18 protein-coding genes are annotated in these 22,369 nt (G+C 62.4%); 7 read left to right on the top strand and 11 right to left on the bottom strand.

Annotation, left to right across the window (positions count from 1 at the left end; all coding sequences use genetic code 11):
- Positions 1 to 2: 2 nt before the first annotated feature.
- From MOV61_RS12735 to ytfQ, 5 genes are all read right to left on the bottom strand, one after another.
- On the bottom strand, positions 3 to 746 hold the full coding sequence (locus MOV61_RS12735) for a FadR/GntR family transcriptional regulator (protein ID WP_038543725.1): 744 nt from the start codon (positions 744 to 746) through the stop codon (positions 3 to 5).
- Positions 747 to 1,733 (bottom strand): galactofuranose ABC transporter, permease protein YjfF, encoded by a 987-nt coding sequence (gene yjfF / locus MOV61_RS12730; protein WP_080724918.1) that lies wholly within the window; start codon positions 1,731 to 1,733, stop codon positions 747 to 749. It abuts the gene before it with no gap.
- Complete coding sequence (locus tag MOV61_RS12725; RefSeq protein WP_247136814.1) at positions 1,730 to 2,779, bottom strand: ABC transporter permease; 1,050 nt, start codon at positions 2,777 to 2,779, stop codon at positions 1,730 to 1,732. Before MOV61_RS12725 ends, yjfF begins: the two co-directional genes overlap by 4 nt.
- A complete protein-coding gene (locus tag MOV61_RS12720) occupies positions 2,776 to 4,302 on the bottom strand; it encodes a sugar ABC transporter ATP-binding protein (RefSeq protein ID WP_247136813.1) in 1,527 nt (508 codons plus the stop codon). Before MOV61_RS12720 ends, MOV61_RS12725 begins: the two co-directional genes overlap by 4 nt.
- A gap of 107 nt (positions 4,303 to 4,409) precedes the next feature.
- Positions 4,410 to 5,369 carry a galactofuranose ABC transporter, galactofuranose-binding protein YtfQ gene (ytfQ, locus tag MOV61_RS12715; RefSeq protein ID WP_038543717.1) on the bottom strand — a complete coding sequence of 320 codons (960 nt, stop codon included), beginning with the start codon at positions 5,367 to 5,369 and terminating at the stop codon, positions 4,410 to 4,412.
- 330 nt (positions 5,370 to 5,699) lie between these two features.
- Here ytfQ and araD1 point away from each other — a divergent pair, with 330 nt between their 5' ends.
- From araD1 to mmsB, 6 genes are all read left to right on the top strand, one after another.
- Positions 5,700 to 6,692, top strand: a complete 993-nt coding sequence (gene araD1, locus MOV61_RS12710) for an AraD1 family protein (RefSeq protein WP_247136825.1) — start codon at positions 5,700 to 5,702, stop codon at positions 6,690 to 6,692.
- Between the two features lie 7 nt (positions 6,693 to 6,699).
- Positions 6,700 to 7,626: a Gfo/Idh/MocA family protein gene (locus MOV61_RS12705; RefSeq protein ID WP_038543715.1), complete on the top strand. Its 927-nt coding sequence runs from the start codon at positions 6,700 to 6,702 to the stop codon at positions 7,624 to 7,626.
- Between the two features lie 2 nt (positions 7,627 to 7,628).
- Positions 7,629 to 9,473 (top strand): IlvD/Edd family dehydratase, encoded by a 1,845-nt coding sequence (locus MOV61_RS12700; protein WP_157885240.1) that lies wholly within the window; start codon positions 7,629 to 7,631, stop codon positions 9,471 to 9,473.
- 118 nt (positions 9,474 to 9,591) lie between these two features.
- Positions 9,592 to 10,623 carry a multiple monosaccharide ABC transporter substrate-binding protein gene (chvE, locus tag MOV61_RS12695; protein WP_244446674.1) on the top strand — a complete coding sequence of 344 codons (1,032 nt, stop codon included), beginning with the start codon at positions 9,592 to 9,594 and terminating at the stop codon, positions 10,621 to 10,623.
- A gap of 57 nt (positions 10,624 to 10,680) precedes the next feature.
- Complete coding sequence (gene mmsA / locus MOV61_RS12690; RefSeq protein ID WP_038543711.1) at positions 10,681 to 12,243, top strand: multiple monosaccharide ABC transporter ATP-binding protein; 1,563 nt, start codon at positions 10,681 to 10,683, stop codon at positions 12,241 to 12,243.
- On the top strand, positions 12,240 to 13,430 hold the full coding sequence (mmsB, locus tag MOV61_RS12685; protein WP_038543709.1) for a multiple monosaccharide ABC transporter permease: 1,191 nt from the start codon (positions 12,240 to 12,242) through the stop codon (positions 13,428 to 13,430). The genes mmsA and mmsB overlap by 4 nt, the downstream gene beginning before the upstream one ends.
- Before the next feature lie 135 nt (positions 13,431 to 13,565).
- Here mmsB and MOV61_RS12680 read toward each other — a convergent pair whose 3' ends face one another.
- On the bottom strand, positions 13,566 to 15,464 hold the full coding sequence (locus tag MOV61_RS12680; RefSeq protein WP_247136812.1) for an ABC transporter ATP-binding protein: 1,899 nt from the start codon (positions 15,462 to 15,464) through the stop codon (positions 13,566 to 13,568).
- Positions 15,465 to 15,474: 10 nt separating this feature from the next.
- Positions 15,475 to 17,328 carry an ABC transporter ATP-binding protein gene (locus tag MOV61_RS12675; RefSeq protein WP_247136811.1) on the bottom strand — a complete coding sequence of 618 codons (1,854 nt, stop codon included), beginning with the start codon at positions 17,326 to 17,328 and terminating at the stop codon, positions 15,475 to 15,477.
- 341 nt (positions 17,329 to 17,669) lie between these two features.
- Here MOV61_RS12675 and MOV61_RS12670 point away from each other — a divergent pair, with 341 nt between their 5' ends.
- Entirely contained in the window at positions 17,670 to 19,226 is a 1,557-nt protein-coding gene (locus MOV61_RS12670; RefSeq protein WP_247136810.1) for a VOC family protein, read from the top strand.
- Here MOV61_RS12670 and MOV61_RS12665 read toward each other — a convergent pair whose 3' ends face one another.
- The 4 genes from MOV61_RS12665 to MOV61_RS12650 all read right to left on the bottom strand — a co-directional run.
- Entirely contained in the window at positions 19,227 to 20,318 is a 1,092-nt protein-coding gene (locus MOV61_RS12665; protein ID WP_247136809.1) for an alanine--glyoxylate aminotransferase family protein, read from the bottom strand.
- Positions 20,308 to 21,105, bottom strand: coding sequence for an ABC transporter ATP-binding protein (locus MOV61_RS12660; protein WP_247039815.1), 798 nt, complete (start codon positions 21,103 to 21,105; stop codon positions 20,308 to 20,310). Before MOV61_RS12660 ends, MOV61_RS12665 begins: the two co-directional genes overlap by 11 nt.
- Positions 21,102 to 21,884 (bottom strand): ABC transporter ATP-binding protein, encoded by a 783-nt coding sequence (locus MOV61_RS12655; protein ID WP_247136808.1) that lies wholly within the window; start codon positions 21,882 to 21,884, stop codon positions 21,102 to 21,104. Before MOV61_RS12655 ends, MOV61_RS12660 begins: the two co-directional genes overlap by 4 nt.
- On the bottom strand, positions 21,881 to 22,369 hold a 489-nt coding region (locus MOV61_RS12650; RefSeq protein ID WP_247136807.1), incomplete at its 5' end, for an ABC transporter permease. The genes MOV61_RS12650 and MOV61_RS12655, both read right to left, overlap by 4 nt.

The raw sequence follows: 22,369 nt of genomic DNA, 5'->3' as shown, positions 1-22,369 counted from the left end.
TCTCAGGCCGGCAAGGTCACTTCGAACGAGTTGGCGATGCGGACCTTGCCGACCTCGATGACGTGCCGCATGGCGGAGATCGCCCTGTCAGGATCACGCGAGGCGACCGCATGGGCGATCCGCAGGTGGTTGGTGGCGACCTCATCGATCTTTTCCGGCGAGGCGGCGGGCGAGGAGAGCTGGAAGGAGATGGCAAGCGCCGCCTCGATCAGCGCGCTTGCCGAGCGCATGAACGGATTGCCCGACATCCGGGCGATAGCAAGGTGGAATTCCAGGTCCACCTTGGCGATGGTTTCCGGCGTGTGGGACAGGTCGTCGAATTTCGCGGCGATCGCGTAGAGCGCGACGATATCATCGCTGGAGGCACGTAGCGCGGCGGCGGCTGCTGCTGCCGGTTCCAACGCCATGCGCATTTCCGCCAGATGCTCGATGAATTCGTAATCCAGCCCTGATTCGAAGCGCCAGCCGAGCACGTCCGAATCGAAGAAGTTCCAGCTGGCCTTGTCGAGCACGCGGGTGCCGACCTTGGCCTTGGCTTCGACCAGTCTCTTGGCCGAGAGCGTCTTCATGGATTCGCGCAACACCGTGCGGGAGACGCCGAAACGGGCGGAGAGTTCGGTATCGCCAGGCAGCAGGGAACCTTCCGGGATCTTGCCGGAAACGATCCCCCGGCCGAGCTCCGCCACCACATGCGCGTGGTTGCTGCGGCGCTTTCGCCCACTGATCGTCGTTTCCAGAAGTCCCACTCAGATCTCCTTCAGCCGGCTCTCGGCCAGTCGCCGGTTTGAATACCAGATGATTCCGCGCTGCAATACAATGAAGACGAAGAGCAGGATGCCGATGACGATTTTCGTCCACCAGGACGACAGCGTACCGTCGAAGACGATGTAGGTCTGGATCAGCCCCTGGATCAAAATGCCGATGAACGTTCCCGCGACCAGGCCGACGCCGCCGGTGAGCAGCGTGCCGCCGATGACGACGGCTGCGATCGCATCGAGCTCGACGCCGACCGTCGCCAGCGAATAGCCGGACGAGGTGTAGAGGGTGTAGGCAATGCCGGCGAGGCCCGAGAGGAAGCCGGACAGCGCATAGATGCCGACCGTCGTGGAGCCGACCGGAACCCCCATCAGCTCGGCTGATTGCTGGCTGCCGCCGATGGCATAGACATTGGCGCCGAAGCGGGTGCGGCCAGCGATGAAAGCTCCGACGATGAATACCAGCAGCATCAGCAGGGCAAGCGCGGTCAGCCTGCCGCCACCCGGGAAGCGGAAATAGAAGCCCTGGATCGCGTCGATCATCTCGTGGCTGATCGGCACGGATTCCGTCGAGATCAGGTAGGCAGCGCCTCGGGCCAGGAACATGCCGGCAAGCGTCACCACAAAGGGCGGTATGCCCAGATAGCGGATCATGGCGCCCATCAGACTGCCGAACAATGTCGAGACGACCAGCACTGCAGCGAAGGCGACGAGCGGGTGGACACCGAGCGAGCCGACCAGGACGGCGACGAAGACGCTGGTAAAGGCGATCACCGAGCCGATCGACAGGTCGATACCACCCGACAGGATGACGAAGGTCATGCCGACCGCGGCGATGCCGAGAAAGGCGTTGTCGGTCAAAAGGTTGCCGATCACCCGTGTCGACAGCATGTTCGGGAACTGCAGAACGCAGAGGGCATAGGCGATGACGAAGATGCCGAGCGTAGTGACGAAGGGCAGGTTGCGGGTGTGGATCATCGGACCGTTCCCTCCGCCTTGTGGGATGTCTCGCGGGATGCAGTTTCGTCGCGGCGCCGTGGAGCCTTGACGAAGCCGAGCAGCGCCATGATCGCCGGCGACTGCAGGGTCAGAACGATCATGATGATGCCGGCCTTGATGATCAGGTTGAATTCGGGCGGGAAGCCGGAAACGAGGATGCCGGTGTTGATCGACTGGATGATCAGCGCGCCGATCAGCGATGCGGTGATCGAGAAACGTCCACCGTTCAGCGAGGTGCCGCCGATGACGACGGCGAGGATGGCGTCGAGTTCAAGCCAGAGGCCGGCGTTGTTGGCATCTGCGCCGCGGATATCGGCGGTGACGATCAGGCCGGCGATGGCGGCGCAGAGGCCGGAGATCGCATAGACGAAGAACAGCAGGAAGCGGGCGCGCACGCCGGCAAGGGTCGCAGCGCGGCGGTTGATGCCGGTTGCCTCGATCAGGAAGCCGAGCGCCGAGCGGCGGACCAGCAGACCGATGATCAGGGCGGCGCAGACCCAGATCAGGATCGGGATTGGAATGCCGCCCAGCGAACCGGAACCGAGCGCTGCAAAGCTGTCATTGTTGAAGGTGAGGATGACGCCTTCGGTGATCAACTGGGCGATGCCGCGGCCGGCCACCATCAGTATCAGCGTGGCGATGATCGGCTGGATATCGAGCAGGGCGACCAGCACGCCGTTCCACAGGCCGCAGGCGAGGCCGACGCCGAGCGAGATCAGGATCACGACCGGCAGCGGATAATCGTGTGCGATCAGCGTCGCGGCGACTGCACCGCAGATGGCGATCACCGCACCGATCGAGAGATCGATGCCGCGAGTGGCGATAACCAGCGTCATGCCGATCGTCAGCAGCGCGACGGGGGCGGCGCGCACCAGGATATCGATCAAACTGCCGTAGAGCCGGCCGTTCTGGAACGAAACGTTGAGGAAGCCGGGCGCGACTGCCGTGATAAGGGCAAGGATGACTGCAAGCGCGACGATCTGGGGTGCCAGCCGTTTCAGCCGGCGGGTGAAGCGGTCCATCATGCGGCCTCCGTGTGGGCCGGCGCTGCGATCGCCTGCATGATGTTGTCGGCAGTCACCCGATCGCCCTTGAGTTCGGCGATATGTTTGCGGTCGGAGAGCACGATGACGCGATGGGCGATGGCGGTCAGTTCCTCCAGTTCCGAGGAGATGACCACCAGCGACATGCCTTCGGCGCAGAGTTTTTCGATCATTTTCAGGATTTCCGCATGCGCGCCAATATCGATGCCGCGCGTCGGTTCGTCTAATATCAGCAGACGGGGTTCGGTCGCCAGCCAGCGGGCGAGGATCGCCTTCTGCTGATTGCCGCCGGAGAGGAATTTCATCTGCCTGTTGGGGTCGGCTGGCCGGATATCCAGCGACTTGATGAAGTTTTCCGCGAGCGCTCCCTTTTCCCGCGAGGAGATCGGCTTTGCCCAGCCCTGCCGGGCCTGGACGGCGAGCGCGATGTTATCGGCGACCGAAAAATCGCCGATAATGCCGTCCGTCTTGCGTTCTTCCGGGCAGAAGCCGAAGCCGCTGGCAATCGCCGCTTCCGGGGAGGAGAGGGCGACCTGCTGGTTGTCGACGGTCGCCGTGCCGCTGTCGGCACGGTCGATGCCGAAAAGCAGGAAGGCGGTCTCGGTGCGGCCGGAGCCGAGCAGACCCGCGACGCCGACCACTTCGCCGGGTCGGATGTCCAGATCGAAAGGTGCGACGCTGCCGCGCTTGCCGTAGCCCGAGAAGCGGATCGGCGCTTCGGCCGTCGAGGCGACGGTTTCTTCCTGCGCCTGATGTTCGCGGGTGATGTGCTGCAACTCGCGGCCGAGCATCATCGAGATCAGCTCCAGCCGCGGCAATTCGTGGAGCTTGCGGGTGCCGACGAGCCGGCCGTTGCGCAAGACCGTGACACGGTCGGCGACCGCATAAACCTGATTGAGAAAATGGGTGATGATGATGATGCCGAGGCCTTCCTCGCGCAGCCGGCGAAGGACGGTAAACAGCATCTCCACCTCGTGGCCATCGAGGCTGGCGGTCGGCTCGTCGAGCACTAGAACCTTGCCGGACAGGTCGACGGCGCGGGCGATGGCGACCAGCTGACGGATTGCAACGGAATAGGACGAGAGCAGGGCGTCGACATCGATGTCGAGGCCGTAACGCTCCAGAAGCGCCTTCGACCGGCGGCGCATTTCGCGGCGGTCGATCAGACCGAACCGGCGTGGCTGGCGGCCCAGGAAAAGGTTCTCCGCGACCGTCAGGTTTTCGAGGAGGTTGACCTCCTGATAAACGGTGCCGATACCGAGGCCTTGTGCTTCCGCGACGCTCGACGGGGTCACCTCGGCGCCATCGAGGCGCATGGTGCCGTGATCGCGGCTATAGACCCCGGTCAGGATCTTGATCAACGTCGATTTACCGGCGCCGTTTTCGCCGAGGAGAGCATGAATCTCGCCGCGTTCGAGGGTGAAATCCACGCCCTCGAGCGCCGTGATGCCGAGGAAGGCCTTGCCGATGCCCCGGGCTTCCAAAAGTGAATTCGTATCCGACATGCCTAAAGTCCCGCATCTATCGAAGAACCGGAGCGGCGAGGTGCACCGCTCCGGTTGCTGCAGTCGCCCGGCTCTAAGGGGTAAGGGTAGAGCCGGGCGGCGGGAGGTCAGTAACCGAGGCCCTTCTTGGCTTCGTAGACCTTCATCGGGTCATCCTTGGCGGTATAGAGTTTCGATTCCGTCTGAATCCACTTCGGCGGAGCCTTCTTGTCCTTGAGATAGGCGTTGAGGGCTTCGAAGGCGGGGCCGGCCATGTTCGGGGTCAGCTCGACCGTCGCATTGGCTTCGCCCTTGGCCATCGCCTGGAAGATGTCCGGCACGGCGTCGATCGAGACGACCTTGATGTCGGAACCGGGCTTCAAGCCGGCTTCCTTGATCGCCTGGATGGCGCCGACCGCCATGTCGTCGTTATGGGCATAGACCGCGCAGATATCCTTGCCGCCGCCCTCGGCCTTGATGAAGCTTTCCATGACTTCCTTGCCCTTGGTGCGGGTGAAGTCGCCGGTCTGCGAGCGGGCGATCTTGATGTTGGAATGTCCGGCGATCGCCTGTTCAAAACCCTTCTTGCGGTTGATGGCGGGCGAAGAGCCGGTCGTGCCCTGAAGCTCCACGACCTTGCAGTTCTTGGAACCGATTTCCTTGACCAGCCAATCGCCGGCGACCTTGCCTTCAAACACCTGGTCGGACGTGACGGCGGTCAGATAGAGGTCCTTCGGCGATTCGATGTCGCGGTCGAGCAGGATGACCGGGATTTTCTCTTCCTTGGCTTCCTTGAGAACCGCATCCCAGCCGGTGGCGACCACCGGTGCGATGAAGATCGCGTCGACCTTCTGGGCGATGAAGCCACGGATCGCCTTGATCTGGTTTTCCTGCTTCTGCTGGGCGTCGGCGAATTTCAGGGTGACGCCGCGCTTTTCGGCTTCCTGCTTGGTGACCGTGGTTTCGGCGGCACGCCAGCCGGACTCCGAACCGATTTGCGAGAAACCGATCGTTAGAGACGCGGCGGAAACGCCGGATGCCAAAGACAGGGTGAGAGCGGCTGCAGCTGCCGCGAGAGCTCTTTTCATCTTAAATCCTCCCAGAGATGAGAAAGCGAACTGACGCTGCAAGGTTTGGCATATAATATTACTTTTTCAAGCGCTATTTTCGGACGAAATTTGAAAAGAGCGACATCCCCGCTACCTTTGAGGGAAACAATCGTTTGAATCTGCAGGATAAACGGGGTTTCTGAAAAATATCGGAATTGGCGAAAGCGCTTTTTCTTATCCTTGACAAGCCCGCCGCCAATCCAATAGTCGTATTAATGACTACATCGGGCCAGACGGTTCTGATGGGAGGAGTGGCATGGCGACAGGAGACGCCATGTTGATATTGGAAGCATTTGGGTGATGAAATCGATGTTGCGGGTTCTTCAGGTCGTGAATGGCGCTGGTGCGTCTATTGTCGTCGCATGGGATGGCGAAGGTGCTGCCCGTGCGGTCAACGGCGTTTCGTCAACCTATGACCTCGCCTCCCAGGCGATTGCCGCCGGCCAGACTTTGGCTCAGCGTATCGACACGGCCGGTCTCGGCGATGTCGTCGATCTTGAAAAGGCCGCGGGCGAGGGTCGCCTTGGCCTGCCGATCACCCATCCGGACCCAGCGCATTTCATCGTTGCCGGCACCGGATTGACCCATCTCGGCTCGGCCGATGGCCGTGACAAGATGCACAAGGCGGCGCAGTCGGCGGAAAAGCCGACCGATTCCATGCGCATGTTCCTGATGGGCGTCGAAGGCGGCAAGCCGAAACCCGGCGAGGCCGGCGTGCAGCCGGAATGGTTCTATAAGGGCAACGGCTCACAGCTTCGCGCCACCGGCAGCGATCTCGTGTCGCCGGCCTTCGCGCTCGACGGCGGCGAGGAGCCGGAACTGGCGGGCATCTATCTGATCGGCCCGGACGGCACGCCCTTCCGGCTGGGCTTCTGTCTCGCCAACGAATTTTCCGACCATGTGACCGAGAAGGGCAACTATCTCTGGCTCGCCCATTCCAAGCTGCGCCAGGCGGCCCTCGGCGCGGAACTTCTGGTCGGCGACCTGCCGGACCACGTGGAAGGCACATCACGCGTGCGGCGCGGCGACGAGGTAATCTTCGAAAAGCCGTTCCTGTCCGGCGAGGCGAACATGTCGCACACGATCGCCAACCTCGAACATCATAACTTCAAATACGACATCTTCCGTCAGCCCGGCGATCTGCATGTGCATTTCTTCGGCACGGCGACGCTTTCGTTCTCGGAAGGGATCAAGACAGAACCGGGCGACGTTTTCGAGATTTCCGCTGCTCCCTTCAAGCTGCCGCTCGTCAACCGGCTGACCGTCGCGGCGGATGCGCCCGTGACGATCAAGAAGCTCTGAGGCGGCCATGGCTCCCATTCGCGTCGCCATTGTCGGGCTTGGAAAGATCGCAAGGGATCAGCATCTCGGCGCGATCGAAGCGACCGACGGCATCGAGCTCGTCGCCGTCGCCAGCCGTCACGCCAAGCTCGATGACATCGCCTGTTTCCACGAAATCGGCGACCTGCTCGCCTCGGACGTCGAGTTCGATGCCGTCTCTCTCTGTACGCCGCCCGTGGGCCGTTTCGAGCAGGCAAAGGCAGCACTCGATGCCGGCAAGCATGTGATGCTCGAAAAGCCGCCGGGTGCGACGCTTTCTGAGGTCTACGCGCTGGAAAAACTCGCTAAGGCGAAGGGTGTTTCGCTGTTCTCGACCTGGCATTCGCGCGCGGCCGCAGCTGTCGAGCCGGCACGGGCGCTGCTTGCCAAACGCAGGATTCGCAGCGTTGCGGTGGAATGGAAGGAAGATGTCCGCCACTGGCATCCGGGCCAGGCCTGGATCTGGGAGCCGGGCGGCCTCGGCGTCTTCGACCCCGGCATCAACGCGCTGTCGATCGTCACGCGCATCCTGCCGGAGAGCTTTCATCTCACCCGTTCCGAATTGACCTTCCCGGCCAACCGGGCGGCGCCGATTGCGGCAAGCCTGTCTTTCGAAACGGATGGCGGCGTGCCGGTTTCGGCTGAATTCGACTGGCGCCAGACCGGACCGCAGACCTGGGACATCCGTGCGGAGACCGACGAGGGTCCGATCGTTCTGACCCATGGCGGCAGTCGTCTTTTCGTCGATGGCAAAAGCGCGATCGTCGAAGAAGACCGTGAATACCGCAATCTCTATCGTGATTTCGTCGCGCTGGTGGCCGAAAGCCGCAGCGATGCCGATTTCTCGCCGCTGGTGCATGTCGCCGATGCCTTTATGCTGGGCCGGCGCATTGAAACAGACGTATTTGAGGACTGATGATGACCAATTCGGAAAACGTAACTTCGAACGAGATCGCCGAAACCGGCAAGGGTGGCCAGGTGGCCAGAAAGCTCCGCTCTCGCGCGTGGTTCGACAACCCGTCGAATGTCGATATGACGGCGCTCTATCTTGAGCGCTACATGAATTTCGGTCTCAGCCAGGCGGAACTGCAGTCCGACCGACCGATCATCGGTATCGCCCAGACGGGTTCCGACCTTTCGCCGTGCAATCGGCACCATCTGGAGCTGGCACATCGTCTGCGCGAGGGCATTCGCGAAGCAGGCGGGATTGCCATCGAATTCCCGGTCCATCCCATCCAAGAAACGGGCAAGCGCCCGACCGCCGGCCTTGACCGCAACCTTGCCTATCTTGGCCTCGTGGAAGTGCTTTACGGCTATCCGCTGGATGGCGTCGTGCTGACGATCGGCTGCGACAAGACCACCCCGGCCTGTCTCATGGCGGCGGCAACCGTCAACATTCCAGCGATCGCGCTCTCCGTCGGCCCGATGCTGAACGGCTGGTTCCGCGGCGAGCGCACGGGCTCCGGTACCATCGTCTGGAAGGCACGCGAACTGCTGGCCAAGGGCGAGATCGATTATGCGGGCTTCGTGAAGCTCGTTGCCTCCTCGGCGCCGTCCACCGGCTATTGCAACACGATGGGCACCGCGACGACGATGAATTCGCTCGCCGAAGCGCTCGGCATGCAGCTTCCGGGCTCTGCCGCGATCCCGGCGCCTTATCGCGACCGGCAGGAAGTCTCCTATCTGACCGGGCTTCGCATCGTCGAGATGGTCAAGGAAGACCTGAAGCCTTCCGAAATCCTGACCAAGGAAGCCTTCATCAACGCCATTCGCGTCAATTCGGCGATAGGCGGCTCGACCAATGCGCCGATCCATCTGAACGCGCTCGCCCGGCATATCGGCGTGGAGCTCACCGTCGACGACTGGCAGACCTATGGCGAGGAAGTGCCGCTGCTCGTCAACCTGCAGCCGGCCGGCGAATATCTCGGCGAGGACTATTACCATGCAGGTGGCGTCCCGGCCGTTGTCAACCAGCTGATGACCCAGGGCCTCATCCATGAGGACGCGATGACGGTCAACGGCAAGACGATCGGCGAGAACTGCCGTGGCGCGATCATCGAGGACGAGAAGGTCATCCGCCGCTATGACGAGCCTTTGAAGCCCCATGCCGGTTTCCGGGTGCTGCGCGGCAATCTGTTCTCTTCGGCGATCATGAAGACCAGCGTCATCTCGCCGGAATTCCGTCAGCGTTATCTCTCCAACCCGAACGATCCGGAAGCCTTCGAAGGCAGGGCGGTCGTGTTCGACGGGCCGGAGGATTATCATCACCGGATCGACGATCCGTCCCTCAAAATCGACGCGCATACGGTCCTGTTCATGCGCGGCGCTGGCCCGATCGGGTATCCGGGTGCGGCGGAAGTCGTCAACATGCGCGCTCCGGATTATCTTCTGAAGCAGGGCATCTCGTCGCTTGCCTGCATCGGCGACGGCCGCCAGTCGGGAACCTCGGGCAGCCCGTCGATCCTCAATGCTTCGCCGGAAGCCGCCGCCGGTGGTGGTCTCGCGATACTGCGGACCGGCGATCGGGTGCGCATCGACGTCGGTCGCGGCACCGCGGACATCCTGATCTCCGACGAGGAGATGGCCGAGCGCCGCAAGGCTTTGGAAGCCGACGGGGGATACCGTTATCCGGAGCATCAGACGCCCTGGCAGGAAATCCAGCGCCACTATGTCGGCCAGCTCGAAACCGGCGCAGTGCTGGAGCCGGCCGTCAAATACCAGCGGATTGCCCAGACCAATGGCATTCCGCGCGACAATCACTGACCGTTTCGGTTCTCAGGGCGGCGAGGGGTCGCCCTTCAACAAGATTGGCGGCTCGAAGGGAGCCGCTCCAAAGGAGGAGTAATCCATGCGAATGTTCAAATATCTCGCGACAGCGGCCATGTTGGCCGGTCTGGTCGTCGCGGCTCCGGCCAGCGCCCAGGAAAAGGGCCTCGTCGGCGTCGCCATGCCGACCAAGTCTTCCGCCCGCTGGATCGCCGACGGCGACAACATGGTCAAGGTTCTGAAAGAGCGCGGTTACAAGACCGATCTTCAGTACGCTGAAGACGATATCCCGAACCAGCTCTCGCAGATCGAGAACATGATCACCAAGGGCGCCAAGGTGCTGGTGATTGCCTCGATCGACGGCACGACGCTGACCGACGTGCTGCAGCAGGCTGCCGACAAGAAGATCAAGGTCATCGCCTATGACCGCCTGATCCGCAACAGCGCCAACGTCGACTACTACGCCACGTTCGACAACTTCCAGGTCGGCGTCCAGCAGGCTACCTCGCTGGTGAAGGGCCTCAAGGCAGACACCGAAAAGGGCCCGTTCAACATCGAGCTCTTCGGCGGCTCGCCGGACGACAACAACGCCTTCTTCTTCTACAACGGCGCGATGAGCGTTCTGCAGCCGCTGATCGACAAGGGCGTGCTGAAGGTCGGCAGCGGACAGGTCGGCATGGACAAGGTCGCAACGCTTCGCTGGGATGGCGCAACCGCCCAGGCCCGTATGGACGCGATCCTCTCCTCCACCTATTCCAACAAGAAGCTGGATGCAGTCCTGTCGCCTTATGACGGCATCTCGATCGGTATCCTTTCGTCCCTGAAGGGCGTCGGCTACGGAAGCGGCAACATGGCGATGCCGCTCGTGAGCGGCCAGGATGCCGAAGTGCCTTCGGTCAAGTCGATCCTTGCCGGCGAACAGTATTCCACCATCTTCAAGGATACTCGTGATCTTGCCAAGGTGACTGTCGATATGGTTGATGCGGCCATGAGCGGCAAGGAGCCGACCGTGAACGATACCAAGACCTATGATAACGGCAAGAAGGTCGTTCCTTCCTACCTGCTGAAGCCAGTCGTGGTTGACAAGTCCAACTGGAAACAGGTTCTGGTCGACAGCGGTTACTACAAGGAATCGCAGATCAAGTAAGTCTTTCCACCCGCGCGGCGGCAACCCCGCCGCGCGGTCCTGTTATCCGGAGTCATTATGCTCGATCCTGTCTCTCTTCCCGAAAAGCCGCCCATTCTAGAAATGCGGGGCATTTCGAAGAGCTTTGGCGCCATCAAGGCGCTTTCCGATGTCAGCTTCACCGTCAAGGAAGGTGAGATCCACGCGCTCGTCGGCGAAAACGGTGCCGGCAAGTCGACGCTGATGAAGGTCCTGTCGGGTGTGTATCCGCACGGCTCCTATGAAGGCTCGATCCTTTTCGCGGGTGAAGAACGCCACTTCCGCGACATCAACGGTTCCGAGAAGCTCGGCATCATCATCATCCATCAGGAACTGGCGCTTATTCCGCTGATGTCGATCGCGGAGAACATTTTCCTCACCAATCCGCCGGCGCGTTACGGCGTCATCGAGCGGCATGAGCGGCACGAGCGCACCAAGACGCTGCTCGCCAAGGTGGGCCTTACCGAACGGCCAGATACGCTGATCACCAATATCGGCGTCGGCAAGCAGCAGCTCGTCGAGATCGCCAAGGCGCTTTCGAAGGATGTGCGGCTGCTCATTCTCGACGAGCCGACCGCGTCGCTCAACGAGACGGACAGTGCCGCGCTCCTCGAACTCCTGAAGGAGTTTCGTGCGCATGGCATCACGTCGATCCTGATTTCCCACAAGCTCAACGAAATCTCCGCCGTCGCCGACCGCATCACGGTGCTGCGCGACGGCCGTACGGTGGGCACCCTCGATTGCCATGCCGGGCCCGTCGAAGAAGACGAGATCATCCGCCGCATGGTCGATCGCGACCTTGAAAGCCGCTATCCGAAGCGCGAGCCGAAGATCGGCGAGGTGATTTTCGAGATCGACAACTGGTCGGTCTACCACCCGCTGCATTCGGATCGTCAGGTGGTCAAGAACGTGTCGCTGAAGGCCCGCGCTGGCGAGATCGTCGGCATTTCGGGCCTGATGGGCGCAGGCCGCACCGAGTTCGCGATGAGCGTTTTCGGCCGCTCCTGGGGCCGCGACATTACCGGCACCGCAAAACTGCACGGCAAGGAAGTGGACCTTTCCAACGTGCATCGCGCGATCAAGGCCAAACTTGCGTATGTCACCGAAGACCGCAAGCAGCTCGGCCTCATCCTGCCGGAGGACATCCGCAAGAACGTCTCGCTCGCCCATCTCGGCGGGGTTTCCTCACGCGGGGTGATCGACGACATCGCCGAGATGAAGGTGGCTCAGGAATTCCGCACCCGCATGCGCATCCGCAGCCATAACGTCTATCAGGAAACCGGAAAGCTCTCGGGCGGCAACCAGCAGAAAGTGGTATTGTCGAAGTGGCTGTTCACCGAGCCTGACGTGCTGATCCTCGACGAACCGACGCGCGGCATCGATGTCGGCGCGAAATACGAAATCTATACGATCATCAACGAGCTCGCCAATGCGGGAAAGGCTGTGATCGTCATCTCGTCGGAAATGCCTGAGCTGATCGGCATTTGCGACCGTATCGTGGTCATGCACGAAGGTGCGTTCGTCGGCGAAGTCGCCGGCGAAGAGGCCACGCAGGAAAATATCATGCGCGCCATCATGCGGCGCAAAGGGAGAGAAGTATGAGCACCCCCCAGGAAACAATCGCGGTGCCGCAGAGCGCGGCCGGTTTTCTGAAGGACAACCTGCGCGATTTCGGCATGCTGATCTCGCTGGTCGTCATCGTCATCTTCTTCCAGGTCGCCACCGGCGGCGTTCTTCTGATGCCGCTCAACATCACCAACGTGGTGCTGCAGAACAGCTATATCGTCATCATGGCGCTTGGGATGCTGATGGTGATCGTCACCGGCCATATCGACCTGTCGGTCGGTTCGGTGGCCGGTTTCATCGGGGCAGTCGCCGCGGTGCTGATGGTTCAGTATGATGTCAACTTCATCGTCGCGACGATCCTGTGCCTGGCACTCGGCGGGTTGATCGGAGCCGTTCAGGGATATTGGGTCGCGTATTTCAAGATCCCGTCCTTCATCGTGACGCTTGCGGGCATGCTCGTGTTCAAGGGCCTGATGATTTCGGTGCTCGACGGACGCTCGATCGGGCCGTTCCCGCCAATCTTCCAGAAGCTGTCGTCCGGCTATATCGTCGAGCTCATCTCTTCGGCCGGCGGTCTCTACATCACTTCGCTCCTGCTCGGCCTCGTTCTTGCGGTGATCCTCATCGTGCAGAATATCGCGAGCCGCAAGCGCCGCATTTCGCATGGCGTCGAGACGGAGCCCTTCGGTTTCTTCATCGCCAAGAACCTGCTGATCTTCGCCGGCGTCGGCTACGTCGCCTTTCTGATCTCCTCGCATCGCGGCATGCCGAACGTGCTGATCATCATGGCGGTGCTCATCGCGGCCTACGGCTTCCTGACCAACCGCACGATCATCGGCCGGCAGATCTATGCCGTCGGCGGCAATATCCGCGCCGCCGAACTTTCGGGCATCAAGACGACGCGGCTGACCTTCTGGACATTTGTCAACATGGGCGTTCTGGCGGCGCTGGGCGGTCTCATCGTCGCAGCCCGTCTCAACACGGCGCAGCCAAAGGCAGGCATCGGCTTCGAACTCGACGTCATCGCCGCCTGCTTCATCGGCGGTGCCTCCGCCTATGGCGGCGTCGGCAAGGTGACGGGTGCCGTCATCGGCGCCTTCATCATGGGCGTGATGAACAACGGCATGTCGATCCTCGGCATCGGCATCGACTACCAGCAGGTGATCAAGGGCCTGGTCCTGCTCGGCGCCGTCTGCGTCGACGTCTATAACCAGCGCCGCTGAGGCGCGGCTTTCCCTTCAAGATTGCCTGATGAAACTTGAAAGCCCGGATGCGTCAGACGCCTCCGGGCTTTTTTGTGGGCTGCTCTGGTGTCGCGTCGGCTTCAGGCGCGACGGGTGGAACGGTCCAAACCGGCTTCACGTCGCCTGCTCGGTCACCGCCTCTTCGATCACATCCTCGGGGATATCATCGAAGGACGAGTAGTTAAGATTGTAGAGTTTCGAATAGAGCTTTTTGTTCTTCATCAGCTCGCGGTGATTGCCGCTCTCGATCAGCTCGCCGTTCTGGAGCACGATGATGCGGTCGGCCTCGCGGATGGTTGCCAGGCGATGGGCGATGACGAGGCCGGTGCGGCCTTCGAGCAGCTTGACCAGCGCCTTCTGGATCAGCATTTCGGTATAGCTGTCGATATTGGCGGTCGCCTCGTCGAGCACCAGGATTTTCGCATCCGCCACAAGCGCGCGGGCAAAGCTCAGAAGCTGGCGCTGGCCGAGCGAGAGATTGCCGCCGCGCTGGCCAAGAATGCTTTCGTAACCATCCGGCATGCGCATGATGAACTCGTGGGCACCGACCGCCTTGGCAGCCTCGATCACCTGTTCGCGGGTCGCGTCCGCCTTGTGGTAGCGGATGTTCTCGAACACCGTTCCCGTGAACAGGAACGGCTCCTGCAGCACCATGGCGATCTGCCGACCGAGCGATTCCTGCGTCAGGTCGCGCACGTCGTGACCGCCGACCAGAACCTGGCCCTGCTGCACGTCGTAGAAACGGTGGATCAGCGACATGCAGCTCGACTTGCCCGAACCCGTCGGGCCGACCAGCGCGACCGTTTCCCCCGGGTTCACCTTGAAGCTCACATGTTTCAGCACAGGGTGCTTGGGATTGTAGCCGAACACCACGTCCTTGAATTCGACCGAGCCGTCCATGTCCGATGTTAGGACCTTGGCGTTCGGTGCATCCTGGACATCGACCGGCACGTCCAGCACTTCGGTCAGGCGCTGGCCGGATGCCATGGCGCGCTGCATCACCGAATATTGCAGTGTCAGCGACCGGATCGGGTCGAAGAAGCGCTGGATGTAGAACAGGAAGGCGACCATGACGCCGACGTCGAGCGCCTGGTTGAGCACGCGGGCCCCGCCGACCACGACGACCAGCGCCATCGCAAGGCCGGTCAGCGAATCCACGATCGGCACCATGACCTGGGCGTATTTGGCCGCATTCAGATGGGTATTGAGATTGGCGCGGGCCTTGTCGTCATAGAGTGTGAAGTTGACGCTCTGGCGGTCCATGCTCTGGACGGCGCGCACGCCGTGGATGGCTTCGGCAAGCGCGCCGTTGGCGATCGAGTTGGTCTCATGCGCGGCCATGAACGATTTTCGCGCCCGCGGCAGCCAGAACAGGCGCACGACGAAGAGGACGGGCAGGGCGCAGAGCGTCAGCAGGCCGAGCTTGAAATCGAGCGTCAGCATGACGAACACGATGCCGAACAAAAGGGTGATATCGCCGACCGAGAGGACCGAGGTTTCGAGGAATTCCTGCATGGAATTGACGTCGCCTTGCAGGCGCGACATCAGGCGGCCAACCTCCGTCTTGTCCATCCAGGAGAGCGAGACGCGCTGCAGATGCGTGAACATCGCCTTGCGGATATCGAAGAGCACGTCTTCGGCGACACCGCCGACCAGCGTTTCCTGCGCATAGCTGGCCGCGAAATTGATGAGGATCGCCACAAGAAAGGCAACCATCGACCAGATCAAGATCGACTGGCTGTCGCTGCCAGCCTGCATGCCATGGTCGATCGCGTAACGGATGATCAGCGGGATGAGGAGCTGCATCGCCGTGAAGGTCAGCACCGCAAGCACGGCCCAATAGATCTTGGTGCGATAAGGCCGCACGAAGCCCCAGATGCGCCTGACGATGTCGCTGTCGAAGACCTTGCCGAAGATTTCCTCTTCGATGCGATGCGAGCCGACCACCGCGCGGGGCGGGCGCCTGCCGTCGTCACGAACGTCGGAGCGTTCGGTTTCCAGTTCCTCGGCCATGTATCCTCCCTCAGGCGCTGAGCGCGTCGTCGCCCGGACGTACCTGCAGATCGTAAAGCGCCTTGTAGCGGCCGCCGAGCTCCAGCAGCTCGTCATGCGTGCCGCTTTCGACGATGCGGCCCTCTTCCATGAACAGGATCCGGTCGGCATGCATCAGCGAACTCAGGCGATGGGCGACGATGATCGTCACCCGGTCGGCTGCATATCTGCGCATTGCAGTACGAATGCGCTGTTCGGTGCCGGCATCGATTGCCGCCGTCGAGTCGTCGAACACCATCACCGCCGGGCGCAGCATCAGCGCGCGGGCGATCGACAGGCGTTGGCGCTGGCCGCCGGAGAGCGAGACGCCGCGTTCGCCGACGACGGTGCCGTAACCGGTCGGCAGCCCGAGCACGTAATTGTGGAGCTGGGCGCTTTCGCTGGCGCGCTCGATGCGGCCTTCCTTGGCCCAGGGGTCGCCATAGGCGATGTTGTTCTCGATTGTCGTCGTGAACAGGAAGCTGTCCTGCTGGACCACGGCCACAGACCGGCGCAGCGACTGCAGCGTGGTGTGGCGAATGTCCTGGCCGTCGATGGTGATCCTGCCGCCCGTCACATCGTAGAAACGCGGGATCAGGTGCGCCATGGTCGATTTGCCGCTGCCGGGCGGCCCGACGATGCCGATCGTCTCGCCGCGCTTGGCCTCGAAGGACACGCCGGTCAGGACCTGATGTTTCTCGGCGCCCGGATAGGCGAAGTCGGCATTCTCGAACCGCAGCGTGCCTTCGGTGACTTTCAGCTCCTTGGCGCCCTTCTCGTCCTTGATGGCAATATCGAGGTCGAGCAGTTCGAACAGGCGCGCGCCGCAGGTGGAGGCGCGGGCAAAGGCGTTGACCATCAGGCCGAGTTGGCGAACCGGCATCTGCAGGATGGTCATGAAGGTGAGGAAGGAGGTGAGCGTGCCGACGGTCATCTCGCCGGCCATCACCTTGGTGCCGCCGACCCAGAGAACCAGGCCCATGGAGGCGAAGAAGGACAGTGTCATGGCGCTGGTATTGGCGACGCGGATGCCGACGCGCTGATGTGCCAGCGAGACGGCGCTCTTCGACGCCACCTCGAACTTGTCGAGCTCGTGGTCCTGGGCGGCGAAGGCACGCACGACACGGATGCCGCCGAGGTTTTCCTCCATCACGCGGGTCAGAACCGAAAGCCGTTCCTGGAGGTCGAGCCAGGTGGCGCGCAGCCGGAGCTGGGTCACCGACGACCGCCAGCCGACGAACGGCACGAAGCTCAGGGCCAGCAGTCCGAGCACCACGTCCGTCGACAGCAGAAGATAGGCTCCGATGCCGATCAGCACGGTCAGGAGAACCATGCGCACCAGCGCGGTCGAGAAATACATGCGCACGCCTTCGAGATCGAGAAGCCCGACGGTGATCAGGTCGCCGGAATGCATGCTGTCGTGGAAACTGAAGGAGAGCCGCTGGATCTTCTCGTAACAGGCAAGCCGGAGGCGGTAGCCCATATGATGGCCGACCGCCTCGCTGAAATAGTTCTGGAACAGGGTGAAGATGCCGCGCAGCACGCTGGCGCCGAGCAGGAGCAGTGCTGTCGTTAGCAGCGCATCCTGTGCCGCCTGGCCGGCATCGCCGCCGGTCAGCGCCACCTGCGTGTGGTCCACCGCCTGACCGAGAAGCCGCGGGATCATCAGCTGAAAGCTGGAGGCGATCAGGGTCGCGCCGATCGCGAAGCTCGATTGCCACGGATGACGGAAGGCCATGACGGTAATGCGGGTCAATATGGAGAAGCCTTTGCCCCAACCTGCCGCATTCACCAGCGCCAACGAAGCCGACGGCTTCGCGACGCGAACTGTTGCATCGCTGCTCACGGGTTTATTCCAAAATGAATTACAGAGCCGGAAAAATATCCGGAAAGACGGCCATTATGAGATGAAGATTCGGGACCTTTATCTAGCCTGCATACTGACGCTGATCAGTCAACCGATTTGGACCGAAAACGGAGCCGCCTGTGATGATTTTTTGACCTGTGTGTCGCCTGAATTTTCGGCAACGAGCCTGTCGGTATTCCAATGCCTGAGCATGCGGATGCGGGAGGGAGAATGCCCATCAGGATGTTGACCGCGCTTTCTTTTGTCTCCGTGCATATCGCAAGGTCAGTTCCTGCCTGATATCGTCGCGCCATAACTGACAAGAAAGGTTTGGCTTTCGCATGACCAGCGGCCTGCATCACATCACCGCCATCACCCGCAAGATCCAGGCGAATGTCGATTTCTACACGGGCTTTCTGGGCCTGCGGCTCGTCAAGCGGACGGCCGGCTTCGAAGATGCTCGCCAGCTGCATCTGTTCTACGGCGATGGCGCGGCGACACCCGGTTCGCTGGTGACCTTTCTTGCCTGGGAAGATGGCTCGCTCGGGCGTGTCGGGCATGGCGCGCCGAGCGAGACCGGTTTCGCGATTGCGCCCGACGCGATCGGTTTCTGGCTGACGCGGGCGCTGCAGTTCAACGTCAAACTTTCCGGCCCGGCCCAGGAGTTCGGCGAACCGGTGCTGCGCCTGACCGACCCCGACGGCATCATCGTCAAGCTCGTCGGCGTCGAGGACACGACGCCCTGGGTCTGGTGGAGCGGCGGCGGCATAACCGAGGCGGATGCGATCCGAAAACTCCACGGCGCGACGATCCTTTCCGAAAAGCCGGAGCAGACGGCGGAATTTCTAACACGGCACATGGGCCTCAGGCTCGGGCCGAAGGAGGGCAATATCCAGCGGCTGATGTCGGATGCGCGAGATATCGTTGATGTCCGCGACGCCGGCGGTTTCTGGACTGCTGCACCCGGCACCGGCACGATCGACCATATCGCGTTTCGCGCCGTCGATCGGCCCGAGGTCGAGGCGGTGCATGCGAAATTGCTGGTGGAGGACGCCGGCGAGATGAACATGCATGACCGGCATTATTTCCACTCGCTCTACGTCCGCGAGCCGTCCGGCACGCTGATCGAACTGGCGACGGACGGGCCGGGTTTCATGGCGGACGAGCCGATTGAAACGCTGGGGTCCGAGTTGTTTATCCCGACGCATTTCAAGGAAGACCACGATGTCCTGCGGGTCATGCTGCCGCAGTTCGGCCTGCCGGGGGAGGAGCGCATCATTTATCGCGACCTGCCTTTCGTGCACCGCATCCACATGCCGGAGAGCTGGGATGGTTCGACGCTGGTGCTGCTGCACGGCAGCGGCGGCAATGAGACGACCATGCTGCCCTTCGGACGCAAGGCCGCTCCAAACGCCATGCTGATCGGGGTGCGGGGGCGATCGACGGACGAGGGGCACCCGCGATATTTTCGTCGTTTCACGGAGACGACGTTCGATCAGAAGGAGATCGTCTCGGAAGCAGACGCGTTCGTCGCCTTCGTGGAGGAACTCGGTCCGGCCTATGGCGTCGATCCGGCGCGGATGGCCTTTGCCGGCTGGTCCAACGGCGGCAACATGATCGGCGCGGTGATGCAGCTTCATCCGGGCCTGATCCGCAAAGCGGTGCTGCTGCGGTCGATGAACTGCCTGGAAGATCGGCCGGCAGTCGATCTTTCCAGTACGCATGTCCTGTCGCTCAGCGCGACCGACGATTTTTACGGTTCGCTGGCCCGGGAACTCGAAGAGCGGCTTATCGCTGGCGGAGCGGAACTTACCGCCAGGACGCTCGATGCCAACCACGGGATCGGCACCGAGGACGAGATGATCGCCCGTGACTGGCTGATCGAAAATGGCTTCTAACTAGTCGCCGTAATGCAGAGCGATGGCATCAACCGCAGCGGATATGTCTGCCTTGAACCCACGCCTTCGAAGCGCCATGCCATAGGCCGTCAGGTTGCCGAGCACGATATCGAAACGGGCGCGCTGGCCGGTATGGTTGAGCCGGATCAGCCGTTCGGCGCCGGGGCCGACGCCGGCCGAAAGCTCGATGCCGCGCGGGGCGACGGAGAGAACGGCGGTTGGGTCGGCTGCGGCCGGAAGCCTGGCCGTCGTCACCAGGTTCGAACCATGCAAGGCATCGATCCAGAGTTCGCCGCCCATCGCGGCAAGTGCCGCACGGGTCGCTCGGGCGGCGCGGACATGGCGGGCGACAATCGCATCGATGCCTTCCGTCTCGACGCGATTGAGGGCGGCTTCGAGCGCAAAGAATTCGAGGGGAGCGGTGGTGCCGGAAAGCGCACCGCGGCCGGTTTCGAGCCAGGCTTTCTGGTCGAGAAGCGAGAGAATCGAATCCCTTGGCGCCCCTTGTTCAGAAATCAGTTTCCAGGCGGCAGGGCTGACGGAAAGCGCCGAAACCCCGGCGGGTCCCGCCAGCGCTTTCTGCGGTCCGATAACGGCGATGTCGATGCCGAGTTCGTCGATGCCAAGTGCATGGCCGCCGATCGAGGCGACCGCGTCCACCACCGTGACGATGCCGCGGGAACGCGCGAGCGCTATGATCTCCTCCAGCGGGTTGCGGATGCCGCTTGCCGATTCCGCATGGACGATGGCCAGGACCTTGATGTCCGGATGCGCATTCAGCGCCGCCTCGACCGCTTCCAGTCCGATCGGGCGGGCGGGTTCTGCAGCGAGGTCGACGACCTCGGCGCCGCCGCGCCGGAGCCAGGTGCCGAACCATCCGCCATACATGCTGGTGACGATGTTGATCGCCTTCAGGCCGGGTCGGGCGAGGCTGAGGGCGGCCGCTTCCAGCGCGACGACCGCTTCCGCCTGGATCAGCAGCACGTCGTTGCGGGTCTTCAGGATTCTGGCGATCCGGTCGGCGATCGCAGCGTAACGCACAGCGGGAAAGGATGGCGCGTCGTTCAGCGGGTTCCAGCGGTCAAACGTCATGGGAGGGTCCTTCCGTTGGTTCTGTCAAAAGTCGCGGTACAGCGTTGATCAGCGCCTTGGCTGCAGGCGATTGCGGGTTTTCGATCACCTGCCGCATCGGCCCGATCTCGGTGAGCCGCCCGGTTTCCATGACGGCGATCCGGTGCGAGACGGCGCGCAGGACGGCGAGATCGTGCGAGACGAAAAGATAGCTGATGCCGCGCTCTTCTTGTAGCTCGACCAGCAGTTCGAGGATCTTGCCGCGGATCGAGACGTCCAGCGCCGATACTGCCTCGTCGAGCACGATCAGCGATGGTTTTGTGGCGATGGCACGGGCAATGGCGATACGCTGTCGCTGGCCGCCGGAAACCTCGCGGATCGATCGTTCGCCATAACTTGCCGGCAGGCCGACGCGGTCGAGAAGTGCTGCTATCTCCCTCGTTCGCTCGGCTTTCGGCGCGATGTTGTGGATGCGGAGCGGATCGTCCAGCACCGAGGCGACGGTCGCGCGCGGATTGAAGGCGCCGAGCACATCCTGAAACACCATCTGCATCCTGGCGCGGCGATGGCGGAGATTGGCGCCGGACAGCGAGAGCCAGTCGTCGCCCTCAAATCGGATGGCGCCGGCATCGGCCGGCAGCAGTCGCATCAGGATGCGGGCGAGGGTGGATTTTCCGCTGCCCGAGGCGCCGACGAGGCCCAGCGTCTCACCGGGTCCCAGCGTCAACGAAACATCGCTGACCGCCGCGACTTCACGGCCACCGGACGAAAAACGCTTCGAGAGGTTTTCGATCGTAAGCAGGGTCACGGCGTGGCCTCCCGGATGAGCGGAGGCGTCGTGAGGTCGCGATGGCTGGCGATCAGCGTCTTTGTGTAGGTCTCTTTGGGGGAGGCAAGGACATGTCCGGTCTGGCCCGATTCTACCAACCTGCCGTCCTTGAAGATTGCCACCCGGTTCGCAAAACCTGAAGCCAGCGCGATGTCGTGGGTGATGAAGATCAGCGTCATGCCGGCCTCACGAACCAGTTCGTCGAGCAGCGAGACGATCTCGGCCTGCACGACCATGTCGAGCGCGCTGGTCGCCTCGTCGGCGATCAGGAAGCCCGGTTTGGCGGAGAGAGCGGCCGCGATTGCAACGCGCTGCCGTTGGCCGCCGGAAAGCTGGTGCGGAAAAGCTTTCATCACCTTGTCCGGCTCCGGAATGCGTACTCGCTCCAGCATTTTTAGCACGCGGGCATAAGCCTCTTTCCACGACAGGCCGAGATGCCGGCGGGCACCTTCGGCCACCTGTTCGCCGACGCTGAGCACCGGGTTGAGGCTGGAGGATGGGTCCTGGAAAACGAAGCCGAGATCGCGGCCGGGCAAAGGCGGCAGGCCGGAGGACCATCGCATCTCGCCCGCCAGCCGGGCACCCGGCGGCAAGAGTCCGGCAAGGGCTCGCGCGAGCGTGCTTTTACCGGAACCGCTTTCGCCGATGATCGCCAGCCGCTCGCCGGCGACGATGTCGAGGTTGAGATGATCCAGCGCCGGCAGCGTCTGGCCACGATAGGTGACCGAGAGGTTGCTGATCTCGCACAGCGTGCTCATGGCTCCAGCCTCCGGCCGCCAAGCGCCTTGGTGAGGCCTTCGCTGAAGAGGTAGACGCCGACCACCGTGACCACCAGCGCGATGCCCGGGAAGATCGACAGCGACGGCGAGGAGCGCAGGATGTTGCGGCCCTCTGCTATCATCGAACCCCAGGTGACGACGTTCGGATCGCCGAGACCGAGGAAGGAAAGGGCGGCTTCGGTGAGGATCGCCGCCGCGACGATGATCGCGGACAGCGCCAGAACGGGTGGCAGGGCGTTGGGCAGGATTTCCCGGAAGGCGATTTCTGCGGGATGCATGCCGATCACCCGCGCGGAGGCAACATAATCCCGCTCGCGGATGGAAAGCACTTGCGCTCGTGTCAGCCGCGCCGGATCGGCCCAGGCGCCGAGCGCGATCGCCAGCACCACGACCGGCACCGAGGCGCCGATGACGCTGACGAAGGCGAGCGCCAGCAGGAAGCTTGGGACGATCTGGAAGGCATC

This window comes from Neorhizobium sp. BETTINA12A, assembly GCF_023006485.1.
In the GTDB taxonomy this organism is placed as follows: Bacteria; Pseudomonadota; Alphaproteobacteria; order Rhizobiales; family Rhizobiaceae; genus Neorhizobium.
This window is presented reverse-complemented; position numbering and strand designations above follow the sequence as displayed.